This is a genomic window from Ruegeria sp. G12 (assembly GCF_056533565.1).
Genome location: NZ_JBQFOO010000005.1, coordinates 158,671 through 175,536, shown reverse-complemented (window position 1 = coordinate 175,536; position 16,866 = coordinate 158,671). Strand labels below are relative to the sequence as shown.

The window sequence follows — 16,866 nt, the reverse complement described above, 5'->3', positions numbered from 1 at the left end:
TTCAATGTTAGCGATTTCAAGGCCAAAGCAATGTGATCACGAATCTGCGCCGCCTTATTTCAAGGCCGCCGTTTGCTGCGTCACTTCGCGCAGAAGCTTTTTTCTTATTCGCTCGGGGTAATCGTCAAATCCAGCGGCCGAGACCACAAAGGCCCCTTCGCCGACGATCACATTTTCAAAGAAATACGCCGTCAGGTCGGGTTCGCTTTCTTCGATGGCGATGGCATTCACCGTCACGCCCCGGCTGCGCAGAAGACTGTGAACCTGTGTCGGCTCGACCCCTTCGTTCGATATACCGTCGCCCGAGATATCAATCAGCAGACGTTTGCAATCTGACACGGCATCGAAGCTGGCCATCGTGGATTCAAGCGCCTCGCCTATGGCCGTCGAGAAGTTGCGCCAGACCCTTGGGTCGGCGGCCACCTGATCTGCGAAGCTGTCCAGTGCCTCAAAACTGTCGATCCGGGTCCAGGGGATCGTGGTCCTTTGGCGCGAGGCACCGGTCCACTGAACCAGCATCAATTGCGCCTGTCCCCGCACCAGCGCCTCGGACACCGCCGGATCGCGCAGACCGGTGGCCAGGCCATCCATCTGAATGCGGTATTCCTTGCTGTCGACCGAACCCGACACGTCCACGGCCAGCGCCAACGCAAGTTCACAGGCCCAAGCGGATGGGGCTAAGAAAACGCAAGCAGCAAGAGAGCGAAGCAGGACCATGACCCAAGGTTAGCACGGATGAAACGCCCTGCCTTCCTCAGAATCTCGTGACACGCGCGACGGGATCAGATCGGCATCAGCGCCCAGTAGTCGAGGTCCAGCAGCACGTCCGGCAGGTACTTGCCATCGGCACCCCGCAGTTCAAACGGCGTGCCACCCTTGGTCGCCACCAGACGCAGGCGCAATGCACCCACGCCCGGAACGCCGGTTTCGGCCCTGTCCAGAACCTCAGACCACGCTTTGATCGTATCGCCCGCGAAACAGGGGTTGGCATGGGCTCCGCCGTTCAGGCCTGCGATCATCTGCGCGTTTGCCAGACCATTGAACGACAGGGTCCGGGCCATTGAAATAACATGCCCCCCGTAAATCAGCCTGCCTTCGGGGCGGAAAGTCAGGTCGAAATGCACCTTGGCGGTGTTCTGCCAGAGGCGGGTGGCCAGCATGTGCTCGGCCTCTTCCACGGTGACGCCGTCCACATGGTCGATGGTTTCGCCGATTTCGTAATCGCCCCAGCGATGCGCCTCACCCGCTTGAGCGAAGTCATAGGCCGAAAAATCGAGGCCCTGCGGCACCACCAGATCATCCACCGCAAGCGCCGGTTTCAGATCGGGCACCACCGTTTCCGGCGCGGGGGCGTCGAGGTTCGATTTGCGCACCATCACCCAGCGCACATATTCGATCACCACCTCGTCGCGCTGGTTCAGACCGCGAGTGCGGACCCAGACCACGCCGGTCTTGCCGTTCGAGTTCTGTTTCAACCCGATCACCTGAGATTCGGCGCGCAGGGTATCGCCGGGATAGACCGGCTGCAGCCAGCGCCCCTCGGCATAGCCCAGATTGGCGACCGCATTCAGCGAGATATCGGGAACCGTTTTGCCAAAGACCACGTGAAACGCCGCCAGATCATCGATCGGGCTTTGCGGCAGGCCACAATTCCGGGCGAATTCATCCGAGGAATAGAGCGCGTGGCGCGCGGGGTAGAGCGCGTGATACAAAGCGCGCTCGCCATCCGTCACGGTGCGGGGTATTGCGTGATGCAGCACCTGTCCGACTGTGTAATCCTCGAAAAAACGGCCCGGATTGGTTTTCATTATTGCTGTCCCAGTTTCATGTCGGGGGAGTAGTCGGCGGCAACCTCTTTGGTTACAGCCTGCGCGCAGCGCATGACGTTGTTGGCCGCATCAAAGGCATAAGAGGGATCACCATACAGCGACCACCCCTTGGCCAGCGCGTCCGAGACCTTGTGGCAGAAGGCGGACGTGTCTTCCTCGGTCAGCAAGCGATAGAGTTTCGCCATGATGTCAGCTCCTTACGAGGGGAAGGGCGAGGGGCCGACAAGCCCGTGGATATAGCCGATGATGACGAACAACACGATCGAGGCGACAAAGAACATCGCGTCCTTGCCATAGGTGCCGGGTTCGCCCGGGTCCCAATTGGGCTGGGCGCGGTTGATCACCACCACCTCGGCCATGGCCCACAGGAACAATCCGCCGAACAGGATGATTGAAGCCAGATCGCCATTGACCAGCAGATGCGCAAAGGCCCAGGCGCGGAACCCGGCCAGTTGCGGGTGACGCATCCGGTGCAGCAGGCGGCCTTTCTGGCCTGCGGGGCTCATCATCCAGATCGCGATCAGCACCAGCAGGTTGTTGATATGCACCATGAAACTGGGCGGGGCCCAGACAAAGACGGTGTCGGTCATGCGATAGCCGAAGATCATCAGCAGCACCGCCGCGACCAGCGCCAGCGCCACCGCGCCCTTGCCCGCGTCGCCCATCGCCGCGCGCCGTTCGGGCATCACGCGTTTGAACAGATGTGCGGCCCACCACAGCGCCACACCAAGGATCAGAAGAACAAAACCCATCGCTGGCCTACCCCGCTTGCAAAGCTGTTATCGCCTCTGCTTTTGCCAGAGTTTCGCGGGCAGTTACAACGTGCAGATTTTCAACGATCCTGCCATCGACCACCGCAACCCCCTGCCCCTGTGCCTGAGCATCGTCAAAGGCGGCAATCTGGCGGCGGGCCAGATCGACTTCGTCCGCGGACGGCGCGAAGGCGGCGTTGGCGATATCGACCTGCGCGGGGTGGATCAGCGTCTTGCCGTCAAAGCCCATGTCGCGGCCCTGTTCACATTCGGCAGCCAGACCTTCGGTATCCTTGAAGGCATTATAGACCCCGTCGACGATAACCAGCCCCTCGGCCCGGGCGGCCAGCAGACACAGGCCCAGCGCCGTCATCATCGGCAGGCGGTCGGGGCGGAACCGGGTCCGCAGGTCCTTGGCCAGATCGTTGGTGCCCATGACAAACCCCGCCATCAGCGGATGGGCCGCGATCTGGGCGGCGTTCAGCATCCCGCGCGGGGTTTCCATCATCGCCCAAACGGGCAGATCGCCGGTGATCGCCGCCAGCGCATCCACATGATCGGGCGATTCCACCTTGGGCAAAAGGACCACATCCGCGCCCATGTCGCGCACAGTGGCGGCATCGGCGGCCCCCCATTCTGTATCCAGCCCGTTGATCCGCACGATCTTGACCCGCGCGCCATAGCCTCCGGCGGCCAGCGCGGCCCCCAGCGTGGCACGTGCGTTTTCCTTTTCATCGGCGGCAACCGCATCTTCGAGGTCGAAAATGATCGCGTCCACCGGCAGGCTGCGCGCCTTGTCCAGCGCTCGGTTGCGCGAGCCAGGGATATAGAGAACGGAACGATAGGGGCGTTGACGAGGGTCCACGGGCCTCTCCCTTTGAAATAAAGTTGCGCGAAATGGGGCATTTTTTGGCGGAAAGTTCAAGAGGAAAATCGCCGCGTTGCAGCATATGCGGTGCAACGCGCGTTGGGTTAACCGGATTTCGGTCTGTGGCGCGCACCCTGATGGCGAAAGGGAATCGAAAGGGGTTGCGGATGAAAACGCTGATCAAGATGACGATGGGGCTGGGGATCATGGTGCTGGCCGCGCAACAGGTCCGGGCGCAGACTTGCGCGCCGCGGGCGGATGTAATCGGGCGGCTGGCCGAGACCTATGGCGAGACGCGCCGCGCCATCGGCATCGCGCGGCAGGGCGCGATGATGGAGGTCTTTGCCTCGGACCGGACGGGAAGCTGGACCATTACCGTGACCTTGCCGGATGGGGTGACCTGCCTGATCGCCACCGGCCAGTCCTTCGAGGCGCTGGCCGAAGCGCTGCCCCCCAACGCTTAAGCGAGGGCGTCCCAGATCAGCTTGCTGCCGGTCAGGGTCAGCAGCACGTAAGCGATGCCGAAAAACAGGCGTTCGGACAGCATGAAATGCGCCCGGACGCCCAGCCATGCACCAAGGATGGCGAAGGGGGTCAACAGCAGATCCGCCAACGCGGTGTGCCATGTGAACAGGCCCAGATAGGCGAAGGGCACGAATTTCACCGCGTTGATCACCCAGAAGACCAGCACGGTCGAGGCCTGAAACTCGGTCTTTGTCAGGCGTTGCGACAGCAGATAGACGGCGGCGGGCGGGCCGCCTGCGTGGCTGACAAAGCTGGTGAACCCGGCAACCAGCCCCGCGAACAGGCCAGCCGGGGGCGGCAGGCGGTTGGCAAAACCCCTGATCCAGCCTTTGGACTGGGCCACGTGCCAGATCACGAAGCCGACCGAAATGCCTCCGATCAGCAGACGCAGCAGATCGTCATCGGTCGCGCGATAGAGCCACGCGCCCAGCGCCACGCCGGGCACCGCGCCCAGGATCAGCAGGCGGGAATCCGGCCAGCTCCAGCGCTTCCAATAGGGTTTCAGCGTGGCCACATCGATCACCATCAGGATCGGCAGCATCAGCGCCAGCGCCTGCCCGGGCGTCAGGATCAGCGCCAGAATCGACGAAGACGCAAAGGCCACCCCCGAGCCAAACCCGCCTTTGGATATCCCGGCGAAGATCACCGCCGGGATTGCCACGGCAAAAAACATCAGGTTCATCTCGAACATCCGGCATCCCGCGAATAGGCATGTGTTGCAGGCGGTTTAGCGCAACCGGCAGGGGCAGCGCAAACGGTATGCGGTTGTATGCCACGCTGCGACAGGCTTGCGCAGCGCCCGATTTGCGACTAGCACATCCGCGATTTCAAAACCCATCGGAGATATTCCAAATGGCCAGACCCAAGATCGCGCTGATCGGCGCAGGTCAGATCGGCGGCACGCTCGCCCACCTCGCAGCAATGAAAGAACTGGGCGACGTCGTCCTGTTCGACATCGCCGAAGGCACCCCCGAAGGCAAGGCCCTGGACATCGCGGAATCCGGCCCCTCGGAAGGGTTCGACGCCAAGCTGAAGGGCACCCAGTCCTACGCGGACATCGCAGGCGCGGACGTCTGCATCGTCACCGCCGGCGTCCCCCGCAAACCGGGCATGAGCCGCGACGACCTGCTGGGCATCAACCTGAAGGTCATGAAGTCGGTCGGCGAAGGCATCGCCGCCAACGCGCCGGATGCGTTCGTCATCTGCATCACCAACCCGCTGGACGCGATGGTCTGGGCGCTGCGTGAATTCTCGGGCCTGCCGCATAACAAGGTCTGCGGTATGGCGGGCGTTCTGGATTCGGGTCGTTTCGCGCATTTCCTGTCGGAAGAGTTCAACGTCTCGATGCGCGACGTCACCGCGTTCGTTCTGGGCGGCCACGGCGACACCATGGTGCCGTCGGTGCGCTATTCCACCGTCGCCGGTATCCCCCTCCCCGATCTGGTCGAGATGGGTTGGACCACGCAGGACAAGCTGGACGCCATCGTGCAGCGCACCCGTGACGGCGGTGCCGAAATCGTGGGTCTGCTGAAAACCGGCTCGGCCTTCTATGCGCCTGCCACCTCGGCAATCGAAATGGCCGAGGCCTATCTGAAAGACCAGAAACGCGTCCTGCCCTGCGCCGCCTATTGCGATGGCGAGCTGGGCGTCAAGGGCATGTATGTGGGCGTCCCGACCGTCATCGGTGCCGGCGGCATCGAGCGGGTGGTCAACATCAAGCTGAACGACGAAGAACAGGCCGGTTTCGACAACTCGGTGAACGCGGTTAAGGGTTTGATTGAGGCCTGTAAGGGCATTGATAACTCGCTGGCCTAAGGCAACCGCCAGACGATTTTGAAACCGGCCCTCATCTGGGCCGGTTTTCATTTGCGGCTACCGCATCCGGCCCAGAATGTTGGCGCAAACGTCGCAAACGCCTTTTTTGAATGTGTTTTCCGGCGGAGCTGGCCAGACGACGAATCATCCCAAGCATTGCTTTTTTCTTTGTGATCACACCCCAAAAACCTGTGATCACAAATATGGAAAATCTTCGTGAAAATCTTCTCCTCTGTCAAAAAAGCCTTTAAACTTGACCCTTAGACACGCCAATAACGGTGTAATCGTAGTCAGACGGGACAATTTCGATGAACATTCACGAATATCAGGCCAAAGCGCTTCTTCGCAGCTATGGCGCTCCGGTCTCCGACGGTCGCGCGGTTCTGCGCGCCGAGGAAGCCAAAACCGCAGCCGGTGAACTGGATGGGCCCCTGTGGGTCGTCAAGGCGCAGATCCATGCGGGCGGGCGCGGCAAGGGCTCGTTCAAAGAGGCCGACGCCGGTGAAAAGGGCGGTGTGCGTCTGACCAAATCGGTGGAGGAAGCCGCCGAGGAAGCCAAGAAGATGCTGGGCCGCACGCTGGTCACGCATCAGACTGGCCCCGCGGGCAAGCAGGTCAACCGCATCTATATCGAGGCCGGTTCGGGCATTGAGCGGGAACTGTATCTGGCCCTGCTGGTGGATCGCCAGACCAGCCGGATTTCCTTTGTCTGCTCGACCGAAGGCGGCATGGATATCGAAGAGGTGGCGGCTGCCACGCCTGAAAAGATCCTGTCCTTCTCGGTGGACCCTGCCACTGGTTATCAACCCTATCACGGCCGCCGCATCGCGTTCTCGCTGGGTTTGGAAGGCGCGCAGGTCAAGCAATGCGTCAAGCTGATGAACCAGCTCTATAACGCCTTCGTCGAGAAGGATATGGAGATGCTGGAGATCAACCCGCTGATCGTCTCGGACAAGGGCGACCTGAAAGTGCTGGACGCCAAGGTCGGTTTCGACGGCAACGCGGTCTATCGCCACCCGGATATTGCCGAGCTGCGCGACACGACCGAGGAAGACCCCAAGGAATTGGAAGCCTCGAAATATGACCTGAACTACATTGCGCTGGATGGTGAGATCGGGTGCATGGTCAACGGTGCCGGTCTGGCGATGGCCACGATGGACATCATCAAGCTCTATGGGGCCGAGCCTGCCAACTTCCTCGACGTGGGCGGTGGTGCGACCAAAGAGAAAGTGACCGAAGCGTTCAAGATCATCACCTCGGACCCGCAGGTCAAAGGCATTCTGGTCAACATCTTCGGCGGCATCATGCGCTGCGACGTCATCGCCGAGGGCGTTGTTGCTGCGGTGAAAGAGGTCGGCCTGCAGGTTCCGCTGGTCGTGCGTCTGGAAGGCACGAATGTCGAGAAAGGCAAAGAGATCATCAACAGCTCTGGCCTGGACGTGATCGCCGCGGACAACCTGAAAGACGGCGCCGAGAAGATCGTTAAGGCGGTTAAGGGTTGATGGGTAAAAAGCTCACCATCTTTGCAATTGCCACAGGTCTGTTCACGTTCTCCTCTGTCGCTTTTGCAAGCGAGAAAGTGCTGCCATCACGTGCAGAGCTGTCTTCAATCACAAAAGCATGTTTACTGGCCGTAACTGGGACAGTCGACACGCTGGATCTTACGGAATTTGGCTACAAAGTTACGAGGGCTAACTCAAAAAAGCTCGACTACAAAAGGCGAAACAAAGTCGTTTCTTTCAACACGCCGTTTGTTTCCACCTTGGAATACAGCCGAAGCTTGGAAGGTCGCTCTGGCTTTACGTGGCTTTGCCAGTTGGAGGGCTTCTACGGCATGGACGTCAAGGACGCCCAAGAGATCATTGTATCTGAACTCAAAGCGGCGGGATATACGCAGGATTCTGCTCCTCGGCGCGGAAACTCAACCAAGTGGGTGAAGGGGCAGCGCGCGATCAAAGTGGATGTTTTTTTTAAACAGTCTTCTGGTGATTTCGCCAAGCTGACCATGTCCACACGCTAACCGTACCTCAGAAATCAGGAGACTCCTAAAAATGGCAGTCCTCATCGACGAAAATACCAAAGTGATCTGTCAGGGCTTTACCGGCTCGCAGGGCACATTCCACAGCGAACAAGCCATCGCCTATGGCACCAAGATGGTCGGCGGTGTGACCCCCGGCAAAGGCGGGATGACGCATCTTGACCTGCCCGTGTTCAACTCGGTCCACGAGGCCAAGCATGTTACCGAAGCGAACGCATCGGTGATCTATGTGCCGCCGCCCTTTGCGGCTGACTCGATCCTTGAGGCGATTGATGCCGAGATGGAGGTGATCGTCTGCATCACCGAAGGCATCCCGGTTCTGGACATGATGAAGGTGAAGCGCGCGTTGGAAGGCTCGAACTCGCGCCTGATCGGGCCGAACTGTCCCGGCGTTATCACGCCCGACGCCTGCAAGATCGGCATTATGCCCGGCCATATCCACAAGCGCGGCTCGGTTGGTGTTGTGTCACGTTCGGGTACGCTGACTTATGAGGCCGTCAAGCAGACCACCGATGTGGGTCTGGGCCAGTCCACCTGTGTGGGCATCGGCGGCGACCCGATCAAAGGCACCGAGCATATCGACGTGCTGGAATGGTTCCTGGCCGATGACGAAACCCACTCAATCATCATGATCGGTGAGATCGGTGGCTCGGCCGAGGAAGAAGCCGCGCAGTTCCTGGCGGATGAGGCCAAGAAGGGCCGTTCGAAACCCACCGCTGGTTTCATCGCTGGCCGCACGGCGCCTCCGGGCCGCCGCATGGGCCACGCGGGCGCGATTGTCGCCGGTGGCAAGGGTGGAGCCGAGGACAAGATCGAAGCCATGCGCAGCGCCGGTATCGTCGTGGCCGAAAGCCCCGCGACGCTGGGTGAGGCTGTGCTGGAAGCGATTGGCTGATGGCAAACCGACTCTCCAAAGGCGCTGAGGGCAGCGCCCGATCCTGGGTGGGTGCTGCAAGCGCCCTCCCGGGGGGAGGGTCGGGCGCTGCCCGGCGTTGCCGCCGGGCGGGTGCATTATTCGCCGCCCTGAGCGTTCTGTGCGGCCCCTCACATGCATCCGGTGAAACGGAAACCTTCCGCGAGGCACTGAGCCTGTGTTCAGACCTCGGAAACGACGTTGCCGCCGTTGATGGCGAGTTGAATAAGCTCGGCTGGCAGGCCGCCGACACCCAGCAAACGAGTTTGAACGTGCTGTTCTGGTCATTGTTTGCGCGGGACTTCGCGGTCTTTGGCGACGAAGCCCTCGAACTGATGGCAAATAGCAACGACTTTGGCACGCAGCTTGGGTATTTGATTGTCAATGCTGACTTCATGGCCGCCTCAATTCTGGGCAACTCTGCGCTGCCTCCGAACCAGCCCGCATATAGCAAAGGCGAGTACCGACTGGCAGTTCTCGGCGTAAGCCTCGGTAAAGGTTATTGCATCATGGCGGGACCCAGCAGCATCCTTGATGCCGCAACACAGCTCGACAGTTTTGCGGAGAAGTGGCCCGAGGACATGCCAAAAAGCAACCGGGACGGCGTGACAGCCTTGTTTGGAACGGCGGGCAACGCAAATATCTTTGCCGCCAATCTGGACGAACCGGCACTCAGAACGCTCTATTCATCGACGACAATCGAGCTCCCCGAATCCAGAAGAACATTCGATCCGCAAATCTTCGATGCTCTGCCACCGGCAGTCATCAGTATCTCCCCCACTAAGCTTCAGTGAGGTAGCCCAATGACCTTCTCTGACGCCATCCGCACCTGTTTCGCCAAGTTCTTCACCTTCTCAGGTCGTGCCACGCGGCCCGAATACTGGTTCTTTTTCCTGTTCATCGTGATCTGGAACATCATCGCCGGGATCATCGATGCGCAGTTCTTTACTCAGGTCACCGAAACGCAAACCGATGAGGTTAAGGCCGTTACCGCCACGTCCTCGGCGCCGGTGCAAAGCATCGTGACACTGATCGTTTTCATCCCGCATCTGGCCGTCGCGTGGCGGCGGATGCATGATACCGGACGCAGCGGGCTTTATGCGCTGCTGCCGATCCTTCTGACCCTCGGGGCCTTCGCCGTTCTAATCTTTGGCATCGGCCTTGCGTCCAGTTTCCAGCATGGCGGCAATTTGGACATTCTGTTCACCCGTGCCACTCTGCTGATCGTTATTCCGACACTGCTTGTCTTGTTTGTGTCGCCTCTCCTGGTTCTGTGGTGGCTGGCCCGCCCCAGCCAGCCAGGCACCAACCAATACGGTCCCAACCCATATGAGGTAGCCCAATGACCGAACACTCGCCCAACTCTGCCTTTCATGCCTCAAGCTTCATGCAGGGGCATAATGCCGAATATCTGGAACAGCTTTATGCCCAATACACACGGGATCCCGGTGCGGTCGATGCCGCCTGGGGTGAGTTCTTCCGGGCCATGGGCGACGCCGTGCCGGATATCCAGCGCGAGGCCGACGGGCCATCCTGGGCGCGCACCGACTGGCCTCCGATGCCTGCCGATGATCTGACCGGTGCGCTGACCGGCGAATGGGCCGAGATTGACGCCAAGGCGGCGGGCAAGAAGATCAAGGAAAAGGCTGCCGATACCGGCGTGAAGGTCAGCGAGGACCAGATCAAGCGCGCGGTGCTGGACAGCTTGCGGGCGCTGATGTTGATCCGGGCCTATCGCATCCGGGGCCATCTGGCCGCCAATCTGGACCCGCTGGGCATGCGCGCGGCCAGCACCAGCCCCGAGCTGGACCCAAGAACCTACGGGTTCACCGATGCCGACATGGATCGCCCGATCTTCATCGACAACGTGCTGGGGCTGCAGGTGGCCAGCATGCGGCAGATCGTCGAGATCGTGAAACGGACCTATTGCGGCACCTTCGCGCTGCAATACATGCATATCTCGGACCCGGAACAGGCCGCCTGGCTGAAGGAACGGATCGAGGGCTATGGCAAGGAAATCGCCTTTACCAAGGAAGGCCGCAAAGCGATCCTGAACAAGATGGTCGAGGCCGAAGGGTTCGAGAAATTCCTGCACGTCAAGTACATGGGCACCAAGCGCTTCGGTCTGGACGGTGGCGAAAGCCTGATCCCGGCGATGGAGCAGATCATCAAGCGCGGCGGTGCCTTGGGGATCAGGGATATCGTGATCGGCATGCCGCACCGCGGGCGTCTGAACATCCTCGCCAATGTGATGCGTAAGCCATACCGCGCCATTTTCAACGAATTTCAGGGCGGCAGCTTCAAGCCCGAAGACGTAGATGGCTCGGGCGACGTGAAATATCACCTCGGCGCGTCGAGTGATCGCGAGTTCGATGGGAACTCGGTCCACCTGTCACTGACCGCCAACCCCTCGCACCTTGAGGCGGTGAACCCGGTTGTGTTGGGCAAGGTCCGCGCCAAGCAGGATCAGTTGAAGGATACCGACCGGACGGCGGTTATGGGCATCCTGCTGCATGGCGACGCGGCGTTTGCTGGTCAGGGCGTTGTGGCCGAAGGCTTCGGCCTGAGCGGCCTGCGCGGGCACAAGACCGGCGGCACCATGCATATCGTGGTGAACAACCAGATCGGCTTTACAACTGCGCCGCATTTCAGCCGCTCCAGCCCCTATCCCACCGATATCGCGCTGATGGTCGAAGCGCCGATCTTCCACGTGAACGGTGACGACCCCGAAGCAGTTGTTCACGCCGCTAAGGTAGCCACCGAGTTCCGCCAGAAGTTCCACAAGGACGTGGTGATCGACATCTTCTGCTATCGCAGGTTTGGCCATAACGAGGGCGACGAGCCCATGTTCACCAACCCGATCATGTACAAGAAGATCAAGACCCATAAAACCACGCTGAGCCTCTACACTGAGCGGCTGGTCAAGGACGGGCTGATCCCCGAAGGCGAGATCGAGGATATGAAGGCCGCCTTCCAGGCCCATCTGAATGATGAGTTCGAGGCCGGGAAAGACTTCAAGCCCAACAAGGCCGACTGGCTGGACGGGCGCTGGTCGCATATGGACAAAAGCAAAGAGGAATATGTGCGCGGCGAAACCGCCATTGCTCCGGACACGATGGCCGAGGTCGGCAAGGCCCTGACCCATGCACCGGACGATATCGCCGTGCACAAGACAGTGGCCCGCCTGCTGGACCACAAGAAGCAGATGTTCGACTCTGGCAAAGGCTTCGACTGGGCGACGGGTGAGGCATTGGCCTTTGGCTCGCTGCTGACCGAGGGGTATCCGGTGCGCCTGTCCGGTCAGGACGCCACGCGCGGGACATTCTCGCAGCGCCACTCGGGGTTCATACATCAGGACACTGAGGATCGGTATTACCCGCTGAACAACATCCGCAAGGGTCAGTCGAAATACGAAGTGATCGACTCGATGCTGTCGGAATATGCGGTGCTGGGGTTCGAATACGGCTACTCGCTGGCGGAACCAAACGCGCTGACCCTGTGGGAGGCGCAGTTTGGCGATTTTGCCAATGGTGCGCAGATCATGTTCGACCAGTTCATCAGCTCGGGCGAAAGCAAATGGCTGCGGATGTCAGGTCTCGTCTGCCTGTTGCCGCACGGGTTCGAGGGGCAGGGCCCCGAACACAGCTCGGCGCGGTTGGAGCGGTTCCTGCAGATGTGCGGTCAGGACAACTGGATCGTGGCGAACTGCACCACGCCTGCGAACTATTTCCACATCCTGCGCCGTCAGCTGCACCGCACCTTCCGCAAACCGCTGATCCTGGTGACGCCGAAATCGCTGCTGCGGCACAAGCTGGCGGTCAGTACGGCGGATCAGTTCACCACCGGCTCCAGCTTCCACCGGGTGCTGTGGGATGATGCGCAGCACGGGAATTCGGACACTAAACTGGTCAAAGACGACAAGATCAAACGGGTCGTTCTGTGTTCCGGCAAGGTTTACTATGACCTGCTGGAAGAGCGCGACGCGCGCGGCATCGACGACGTCTACCTGATGCGAATCGAACAATACTACCCCTTCCCGGCGCATTCGCTGATCAACGAGCTTGAGCGCTTCAAAGGGGCCGAGATTGTCTGGTGTCAGGAAGAGCCCAAGAACCAGGGGGCCTGGACCTTTATCGAACCCAATATCGAATGGGTCCTGACCCGCATTAAGGCCAAACACACACGGCCACGCTATGTGGGCCGCGCCACATCCGCTTCGCCCGCGACGGGTCTGGCCAGCCAACACAAAGCCCAACAAGAAGCGCTGGTGAACGAAGCGCTGAGCATTGAAGGAAAGTAATGATGTCCATTGAAGTTCGTGTTCCCACGCTGGGCGAATCCGTCACCGAAGCCACGGTTGCAACCTGGTTCAAGAAACCCGGCGACGCCGTGGCGGTGGATGAAATGCTGTGCGAGTTGGAGACTGACAAGGTGACAGTCGAGGTCCCCTCTCCGGCGGCTGGCGTCATGGGTGAGATTGTCGCCGCCGAAGGTGAAACGGTTGGCGTCGACGCGCTGCTTGCGACCATCGCGGCAGGCGAAGGCGCAGCCCCCGCGCCCGCAGCGGCCCCTGCCCCTGCGGCGGCTCCAGCGGCATCGGGTGGCAGCGTTGACGTGATGGTGCCCACTCTGGGCGAATCCGTAACCGAGGCGACCGTTTCCACATGGTTCAAGCAGGTCGGCGACAGCGTCGCGCAGGATGAGATGCTGTGTGAGCTGGAAACCGACAAGGTCTCGGTCGAGGTTCCGTCCCCGGCGGCGGGCGTTCTGGCCGAGATCGTGGCCCCCGAAGGCGCAACCGTGGATGCCACAGCCAAGCTGGCGGTGATTTCCGGCGCGGCGGCGAGTGCAGCGGCAGCCCCGGCGGCACCTGCGGCGGCTCCCGCAGCAGCGGCAAGTGGCAAGGACGTCGCAAACGCGCCGTCTGCCGAGAAAGCCATGGCCGAGGCCGGTCTCTCTGCCGATCAGGTCACCGGCACGGGCCGCGATGGCCGCATCATGAAAGAAGACGTGGCAAATGCCGTTGCAGCAGCGGCCTCGGCCCCAGCGCCTGCGGCGGCTGTGCCCGCCCCCGCTGCCCAGGCCCCGCGCGCGCCTGTCGCCGCCGAGGATGCCTCACGCGAGGAACGCGTGCGCATGACCCGTCTGCGCCAGACCATCGCCAAGCGCCTGAAGGACGCGCAGAACACCGCCGCGATTCTGACCACCTATAACGAGGTGGACATGACCGAGGTGATGGCCCTGCGCAACCAATACAAGGACCAGTTCGAGAAGAAGCACGGCGTACGTCTGGGCTTTATGTCCTTCTTCACCAAGGCCTGCTGTCACGCGCTGAAAGAAGTGCCCGAGGTGAATGCCGAGATCGACGGCACCGACATCGTCTATAAGAACTTTGTCCATATGGGCGTGGCCGCCGGTACGCCTCAGGGTCTGGTGGTTCCGGTGATCCGCGACGCGGATTCGATGTCCTTCGCAGCGATCGAAAAAGCCATCGCCGAAAAGGGCAAGCGCGCCCGTGACGGCAAGCTGTCGATGGCCGAGATGCAGGGCGGGACCTTCACCATCTCGAACGGCGGTGTCTATGGCTCGCTGATGTCTTCGCCCATTCTGAACCCACCGCAATCGGGCATTCTGGGCATGCACAAGATCCAGGACCGCCCGATGGTTATCAATGGTGAGATCAAGATCCGCCCGATGATGTATCTGGCCCTGTCCTATGACCACCGGATCGTCGATGGCAAAGGAGCCGTGACCTTCCTTGTTCGCGTGAAAGAGGCGCTGGAAGACCCGCGCCGCCTGCTGATGGATCTGTAATCATGGCAACGCATGTACTCTGGCAGGCCGATGTGGCCGATTTCGACGCCTGGCTGAAAGTGTTTCGTGAGGATAAGCCGATGCGCAAGGCCGCGGGCATCCGCGACCTGCACGTCTGGCGCGACCCTGATCAGCGCGACCATGCGATTGCCATGTTCGAGGTTACGAATCTGGACAAGGCCCGGGCCTTTTTTGGGTCCGAGGAATTGGCGATGCACCACGAACGCGGCGGCATCGCCCATATCTCGATCAAGTTGCTCGAGCCGGTCTGAGCCAAACCACGTCGCCCCGATCAGGGCGACGTGACCACTTAATGCCCGGGAACCTTGTGCTCTTAGACTGACGACGTAGCTGGCTAGAGTTTGCTTCTCATGGAAAAGTTCTCAAATCTAATAGGTATAATTGAGAAGATCGTGATTATTTTTGTCGCGACTGCAGCATTATTCCCAATGTACCAGTGGATAGCCGAATCAGACATGCGCGTGCTTCAGCGCACAACAGAGGTCATAAAAGCGGTGGAATACTGCGAAGAGTTTCAAGAGCAAGCATCAAACAGGAATATGAACCTGGCTGAGATCGATGTTAAAGAAGAAATTTGCAGTGTTATCTACTCGCAGCTGGAATCTTGGTACCGAGACGTTTTCGATGGCTAACTCTATGAAAATTGCAAGACGCTCGTTCCGAAAGAATGGCAAGCTAAACGGCCATATAAGCCTTGCCACGCTCAGGAAAATAAGCGGTAAACTTAATAACACTGACTTGGGAACAGAGTCGGTTTTCGGAAGGAAAGTAACCCATGTCTCAATATGACGTCATCGTAATCGGAGCCGGCCCCGGCGGCTATGTCTGCGCCATCCGCTGCGCCCAACTGGGGTTGAAAACCGCCGTGGTCGAAGGGCGCGAGACGCTGGGCGGCACCTGTCTGAACGTCGGCTGCATCCCGTCCAAGGCGCTGCTGCATGCCAGCCACCAACTGCATGAGGCCGAGCATAACTTTGCCAAGATGGGCCTGAAGGGCAAATCACCGTCGGTCGATTGGAAGCAAATGCAGGCCTATAAGGACGAGGTGATCGAGGGCAACACCAAGGGCATCGAGTTCCTGTTCAAGAAGAACAAGATCGACTGGCTGAAAGGCTGGGGCTCGATCCCCGCCGCTGGTCAGGTCAAGGTCGGTGACGAGGTGCACGAAGCCAAGAACATCATCATCGCCTCGGGGTCCGAGCCATCGGCGCTGCCGGGTGTCTACGTGGATGAAAAGGTCGTTGTCACCTCGACCGGAGCGCTGTCTCTGGGCAAGATCCCAAAGAAGATGGTGGTGATCGGTGCCGGTGTGATCGGACTGGAACTGGGCTCGGTCTACAGCCGTCTTGGGGCCGAGGTGACGGTGATCGAGTTCCTCAAGGAAATCACGCCGGGCATGGACCCCGAGGTGCAGAAGACCTTCCAGCGTATCCTCAAGAAACAGGGCCTGACCTTCGTCATGGGCGCGGCGGTGCAAAAGACCGAGGCCACCAAGACCAAGGCCAAAGTGACCTACAAGTTGCTGAAAGATGACAGCGAGCATGTGATTGACGCCGACACCGTGCTGGTCGCCACGGGTCGCAAGCCGTTCTCGGATGGCCTGGGGCTGGAGGCTCTGGGCGTCGAGATGACACCGCGCGGTCAGATCAAGGTGGGTGCTGACTGGCAAACCAACGTGCCGGGCATCTACGCCATCGGCGACGTGACCGAAGGCCCGATGCTGGCCCATAAGGCCGAAGACGAGGGCATGGCCGCCGCCGAGCAGGTCGCTGGCAAGCATGGCCATGTGAACTATGGCGTCATTCCGGGCGTGATCTACACCTGGCCCGAGGTCGCCAATGTCGGCGAAACCGAAGCGACGCTAAAAGAACAGGGCCGTGCCTATAAGGTCGGCAAGTTCATGTTCATGGGCAACGGCCGCGCCAAGGCAAATTTCGCCGCTGACGGGTTTGTCAAAATCCTTGCCGACAAGGACACCGACCGCATTCTGGGCGCACACATCATCGGCCCAGCCGCGGGCGATCTGATCCACGAGGTCTGCGTTGCGATGGAATTCGGTGCCTCTGCCGAAGATCTGGCCCTGACCTGCCACGCGCATCCGACCTATTCGGAAGCCGTGCGCGAGGCGGCGCTGGCTTGTGGCGACGGTCCAATCCACTCGTGAACCTGTAAGGGTTGAAAGCTCGGGATGCGAGGCTCTGCCTCGCGCTCCGGGATATTTTTAGCCAGATGAAGAACGGATCCCCTGCTTCATCTGGCTCTAAATATCCCGGGGGAGTCGCGGCTTGCCG

General features: G+C 60.3%; 18 protein-coding genes. 12 read left to right on the top strand and 6 right to left on the bottom strand.

Features of this window, described 5'->3' with window-relative positions; translation table 11 throughout:
• Positions 1-54: 54 nt before the first annotated feature.
• The 5 genes from ACR0JN_RS13380 to ACR0JN_RS13360 all read right to left on the bottom strand — a co-directional run bounded on the left by ACR0JN_RS13380 (position 55) and on the right by ACR0JN_RS13360 (position 3,446).
• On the bottom strand, positions 55-717 hold the full coding sequence (locus ACR0JN_RS13380; protein WP_480886219.1) for a DUF1194 domain-containing protein: 663 nt from the start codon (positions 715-717) through the stop codon (positions 55-57).
• Positions 718-782: 65 nt separating this feature from the next.
• Positions 783-1,811: a MaoC family dehydratase gene (locus ACR0JN_RS13375; RefSeq protein WP_480886448.1), complete on the bottom strand. Its 1,029-nt coding sequence runs from the start codon at positions 1,809-1,811 to the stop codon at positions 783-785.
• Positions 1,808-2,014, bottom strand: a complete 207-nt coding sequence (locus tag ACR0JN_RS13370) for a DUF1737 domain-containing protein (RefSeq protein ID WP_480886217.1) — start codon at positions 2,012-2,014, stop codon at positions 1,808-1,810. Before ACR0JN_RS13370 ends, ACR0JN_RS13375 begins: the two co-directional genes overlap by 4 nt.
• A 12-nt stretch (positions 2,015-2,026) precedes the next feature.
• Positions 2,027-2,581, bottom strand: a complete 555-nt coding sequence (locus ACR0JN_RS13365) for an NnrU family protein (RefSeq protein ID WP_480886216.1) — start codon at positions 2,579-2,581, stop codon at positions 2,027-2,029.
• 7 nt (positions 2,582-2,588) lie between these two features.
• Positions 2,589-3,446, bottom strand: a complete 858-nt coding sequence (locus ACR0JN_RS13360) for an HpcH/HpaI aldolase/citrate lyase family protein (protein ID WP_480886214.1) — start codon at positions 3,444-3,446, stop codon at positions 2,589-2,591.
• 170 nt (positions 3,447-3,616) lie between these two features.
• Here ACR0JN_RS13360 and ACR0JN_RS13355 point away from each other — a divergent pair, with 170 nt between their 5' ends.
• On the top strand, positions 3,617-3,913 hold the full coding sequence (locus ACR0JN_RS13355; RefSeq protein ID WP_480886212.1) for a hypothetical protein: 297 nt from the start codon (positions 3,617-3,619) through the stop codon (positions 3,911-3,913).
• On the opposite strand, the gene ACR0JN_RS13350 is transcribed toward ACR0JN_RS13355, so the two are convergent.
• The gene (locus ACR0JN_RS13350; RefSeq protein ID WP_480886209.1) at positions 3,910-4,665 is read right to left on the bottom strand and encodes a sulfite exporter TauE/SafE family protein; all 756 of its coding nucleotides are present in this window, start codon (positions 4,663-4,665) and stop codon (positions 3,910-3,912) included. The genes ACR0JN_RS13355 and ACR0JN_RS13350 overlap by 4 nt on opposite strands.
• A 161-nt stretch (positions 4,666-4,826) precedes the next feature.
• Between ACR0JN_RS13350 and mdh the strand changes: the two genes are divergently transcribed.
• The 11 genes from mdh (at position 4,827) to lpdA (ending at position 16,739) form a co-directional block, all read left to right on the top strand.
• Complete coding sequence (gene mdh / locus ACR0JN_RS13345) at positions 4,827-5,789, top strand: malate dehydrogenase (protein ID WP_480886206.1); 963 nt, start codon at positions 4,827-4,829, stop codon at positions 5,787-5,789.
• A 308-nt stretch (positions 5,790-6,097) separates the two neighbouring features.
• Positions 6,098-7,291 (top strand): ADP-forming succinate--CoA ligase subunit beta, encoded by a 1,194-nt coding sequence (gene sucC / locus ACR0JN_RS13340; protein WP_480886205.1) that lies wholly within the window; start codon positions 6,098-6,100, stop codon positions 7,289-7,291.
• Positions 7,291-7,809, top strand: a complete 519-nt coding sequence (locus tag ACR0JN_RS13335; RefSeq protein ID WP_480886203.1) for a hypothetical protein — start codon at positions 7,291-7,293, stop codon at positions 7,807-7,809. Before sucC ends, ACR0JN_RS13335 begins: the two co-directional genes overlap by 1 nt.
• 31 nt (positions 7,810-7,840) lie before the next feature.
• Complete coding sequence (sucD, locus tag ACR0JN_RS13330; RefSeq protein ID WP_480886201.1) at positions 7,841-8,722, top strand: succinate--CoA ligase subunit alpha; 882 nt, start codon at positions 7,841-7,843, stop codon at positions 8,720-8,722.
• Complete coding sequence (locus ACR0JN_RS13325; protein ID WP_480886199.1) at positions 8,722-9,534, top strand: hypothetical protein; 813 nt, start codon at positions 8,722-8,724, stop codon at positions 9,532-9,534. The genes sucD and ACR0JN_RS13325 overlap by 1 nt, the downstream gene beginning before the upstream one ends.
• A 9-nt stretch (positions 9,535-9,543) precedes the next feature.
• On the top strand, positions 9,544-10,086 hold the full coding sequence (locus ACR0JN_RS13320) for a DUF805 domain-containing protein (RefSeq protein WP_480817651.1): 543 nt from the start codon (positions 9,544-9,546) through the stop codon (positions 10,084-10,086).
• A complete protein-coding gene (locus ACR0JN_RS13315; protein WP_480886197.1) occupies positions 10,083-13,040 on the top strand; it encodes a 2-oxoglutarate dehydrogenase E1 component in 2,958 nt (985 codons plus the stop codon). Before ACR0JN_RS13320 ends, ACR0JN_RS13315 begins: the two co-directional genes overlap by 4 nt.
• A 2-nt stretch (positions 13,041-13,042) precedes the next feature.
• Complete coding sequence (odhB, locus tag ACR0JN_RS13310; protein WP_480886195.1) at positions 13,043-14,554, top strand: 2-oxoglutarate dehydrogenase complex dihydrolipoyllysine-residue succinyltransferase; 1,512 nt, start codon at positions 13,043-13,045, stop codon at positions 14,552-14,554.
• Between the two features lie 2 nt (positions 14,555-14,556).
• Positions 14,557-14,826 (top strand): hypothetical protein, encoded by a 270-nt coding sequence (locus ACR0JN_RS13305; protein WP_480817654.1) that lies wholly within the window; start codon positions 14,557-14,559, stop codon positions 14,824-14,826.
• 99 nt (positions 14,827-14,925) lie between these two features.
• Positions 14,926-15,207: a hypothetical protein gene (locus ACR0JN_RS13300; protein WP_480817655.1), complete on the top strand. Its 282-nt coding sequence runs from the start codon at positions 14,926-14,928 to the stop codon at positions 15,205-15,207.
• Positions 15,208-15,350: 143 nt separating this feature from the next.
• Positions 15,351-16,739, top strand: a complete 1,389-nt coding sequence (gene lpdA / locus ACR0JN_RS13295) for a dihydrolipoyl dehydrogenase (protein WP_480817656.1) — start codon at positions 15,351-15,353, stop codon at positions 16,737-16,739.
• Positions 16,740-16,866 lie beyond the last annotated feature (127 nt).